This window comes from Methanobrevibacter sp. (assembly GCF_036307625.1).
Taxonomy (GTDB): Archaea; Methanobacteriota; Methanobacteria; order Methanobacteriales; family Methanobacteriaceae; genus Methanocatella.
The window spans coordinates 1-3,028 of sequence record NZ_JAXJXF010000004.1 but is presented as its reverse complement, the minus strand read 5'-3'; the positions used below and the strand labels follow the sequence as shown (position 1 = coordinate 3,028).

Annotated in this window: 3 protein-coding genes; 2 read left to right on the top strand and 1 reads right to left on the bottom strand. The window is 34.8% G+C overall.

The genetic code is table 11. From position 1 onward, the window contains the following. Nucleotides 1–38: 38 nt before the first annotated feature. Nucleotides 39–959 carry a DUF2121 domain-containing protein gene (locus tag UIB65_RS00065; protein ID WP_330039133.1) on the top strand — a complete coding sequence of 307 codons (921 nt, stop codon included), beginning with the start codon at nt 39–41 and terminating at the stop codon, nt 957–959. Between the two features lie 12 nt (nt 960–971). Further along, nucleotides 972–1,901, top strand: coding sequence for an MBL fold metallo-hydrolase (locus UIB65_RS00060; protein ID WP_330039132.1), 930 nt, complete (start codon nt 972–974; stop codon nt 1,899–1,901). Here UIB65_RS00060 and aroC read toward each other — a convergent pair. Then, nucleotides 1,898–2,992, bottom strand: coding sequence for a chorismate synthase (aroC, locus tag UIB65_RS00055; RefSeq protein WP_330039131.1), 1,095 nt, complete (start codon nt 2,990–2,992; stop codon nt 1,898–1,900). The two genes, UIB65_RS00060 and aroC, sit on opposite strands and share 4 nt — an antisense overlap. Between the last annotated feature and the right edge of the window lie 36 nt (nt 2,993–3,028).

The following is a 3,028-nucleotide window of genomic DNA, read 5'->3' as shown; positions in this document are numbered from 1 at the left end:
TCTAGATAGTTATAATATATGAGATTAAGGGGAATTATATGAGCTTAATTATTGCTTACATTGGAAAAAAAGGATGTGTAATGGCAGCTGATAAAAGGAAAATTGGTTATTTTGGTGATAAAGAAAATTTAGAAATATTGGAAACTGAATTGTATAATGGTATGATTGGCTCTGATGATGAATTTAAAAGAAGAGCTGATGAATTGGGTATTTCTGTAAAAATTACTGATGATGCCACTAAGTTGAAAATAGTTGGTAACTGTGTTAGGGGTGAAGTAAGTACTAAAGGAACCTTTGAAACAAAACGTAGGAGAATTTATGGAACCACAAACGGTTATCAGTTAGTTGAACTATTGGGTTCTGAAGTCACTTCACGTAAATCCGGTGAAAGCGGAATTATTATTTTCGGTAACAATTTTGCTAAAAAAATGGCTGAAAATTTAATTTCAAAAAGATTCAAACCCTCTTCAAGTTTGAAATCCAAAGGTGAGATTTTTGAAGAAATCATAAAGGAAGTTGCTTTAAAAACTCCTACTGTCGGCAGGAATTGTGACGTATTAAAACAAGAACCTCAATTTGATGCATCTAAATCACAAAGGCATTTGAATGTAACTATTGATAATGATGTTAAAGTATTGGTTAAATTTAGACAAAACCTGACAGAACAGATTGTTCAGCAAAACCTTGAAATTGAAATGGCCAGTAAGATTATTAATAAAGGTGATGTGGGCAAAGTTGTTTCTATTGATGGAAATATGGTTTTTGTTCAGTTAAATAATAAAACACAGGCAATGGATGGAAATTGGAAACAGCTGGCCAAGCCTGGTCAAAACGTCATAATGTTTACAGAAAGTGAAAATATTGAAATAGGGGATAAAGTCACAATTGAAGATGAGGATTTATGTCTTAAAAAGGACAAATCTCCCCTTAAATGTGATGTAATTTTATGTTCATTATGATTGGGGATTTAAATGAAGTTATCGTTTTTAGGTAGTGGTGGCGGAAGGTTTTCTGCTATCTCTCAAAGAAGAATGACTGGAGGGTTTAGAATTGATAATCTCAACGGAAAAAATTATCATGTTGACCCGGGACCTGGTGCGCTTATAAGAACTTACCAGTTCGGTTTTGATCCTCGCAATTTAAGTGGTGTATTTGTTTCCCATGCCCACACTGACCATTACAATGATGCAGAGATTCTTATTGAATCAATGACCAAGGGGATGACCAGACAATATGGTACTATTTTTGGAAGTACCAGTGTTTTGGAAGGCTTTGAAAAATGGGGCCCATGTATTTCATCATACCATCAGTCAAAATCTGATAAAATAGTTTTAAAACCGGATGTAATAAGTGAAGTTGACGGCATTAAAGTTAAGGGGACCAAAACAGTCCATGGAGATCCAGCAGGTGTCGGTTTTCAAATTGATTATAATGGTTTTAAATTGTCCTATACTTCAGATACTGGTTACTTTGATGAATTGCCGGAATATCATGAAGGCGCAGATATTTTAATAGCAAGTGTTTTGCGTCCGGGCAATAAATCTATTCATGGCCATATGTGTTCCCGTAATTTCATTGACTTAATCAACAAGGTTCAACCGAAAGTGGCTGTAATGACTCATTTGGGTCTTAAGATGATTTCTTCAAATCCAGTTACTGAAGCTAAAAAGATTTCCAAAGCGACTGGCATAAAAGTAATTGCTGCTTTTGATGGATTGTCATTCAATGTTAACTATAATAATCCTAAAAGATTCAGATTGATATCACTTAAGGATGTTGAATCTCAAAATCACAGCACAAGCCATGATTTGTATAATAGTGAAAGAAAAAATTCATATCAAACATCATTTAAAAACAATGAGTTTGATGAACTTTCAATATTGAGAAGAAAACAGAATTAAATGCTTAAATTGCTTGGATGAATAAATCCTGAGCGAATCATATGGTCTGCTAAAACAATTGCAGTGCTTGATTCAGCAACTACTGTCACTCTAGGACATATGCATGGGTCATGTCTTCCTTTAATTTCTATTTTTTTATTTTCCATTTTTTCCAAATTGATTGAATTCTGGCATTTGGAAATGGATGGTGTTGGCTTTACGGCTATTTTTGAAACTATAGGCATGCCATTGCTCATTCCTCCAATGATTCCTCCGGAGTTATTTGTTTTTGTTGTAATTTTATTGCCTGCAATTTGATATTCGTCATTTATCTCGGAGCCAGTATGATTTGCAACCTCAAATCCAAGTCCGATTTCAACTCCTTTGACCGCACCAATATTCATCAAAATTCTTGCCAGATCTCCATCTAATCTTTCAAAAACAGGTTCACCTAATCCTGCCGGAACTCCGGTAGCTATTGTTTCAACAATTCCTCCAACTGAGTCTCCTTCTTGCTTTTTTGTAATTATTAATTCTTCCATTTCTTTTGCGGCATTTAAATCGCCACAGCGAACAGGATTTTTTTCAACGTTTTCTTTAATTTCATTGAAATCTTTAGGGTCTGCTTTAATGTTTCCGATTTGAGTAACGTGTGAAATGATTTCAATGTCATGTGCTTTTAAAAGTTTTTTGGCTATTGCACCGCCAATAACATGGCCAATTGTCACTCTACCACTTCCACGACCTCCTCCGTTATAGTCATAGTTTCCGTATTTGGTCATCCATCCGAAATCGCCATGTGACGGACGTGGTGTATTTTTAAACATGGAATAATCTTTTGAGTGTTGGTTTTTATTGAATATCACTCCAGTAATTGGTGTTCCGTCAGTTTTTCCTTCAAAGATTCCGGATAAAATTTGGACTTGATCCGCTTCTTTTCTGGGTGTTGTAACGCTGCTTGTTCCTGGTTTTCTTTTATCAAGTTCCTTTTGAATGTCTTCTACAGTTAATTCTAAGTTTGCAGGGCATCCGTCAATTATTGCTCCGAGCGCTTTTCCATGACTTGACCCAAAACTTGTTACTTGAAATTTTTCTCCAATTGAATTTGACATTTTTGGCCTCTTTTTAATAATTATTGGATTATATAT

What these genes read in the sequence shown, in the direction of transcription:
- UIB65_RS00065 (WP_330039133.1), top strand. Translation starts at nt 39, where the DNA reads ATGAGCTTAATTATTGCTTACATTGGAAAAAAAGGATGTGTAATGGCA.
- UIB65_RS00060 (WP_330039132.1), top strand. Translation starts at nt 972, where the DNA reads ATGAAGTTATCGTTTTTAGGTAGTGGTGGCGGAAGGTTTTCTGCTATC.
- aroC (WP_330039131.1), bottom strand. Translation starts at nt 2,992, where the DNA reads ATGTCAAATTCAATTGGAGAAAAATTTCAAGTAACAAGTTTTGGGTCA.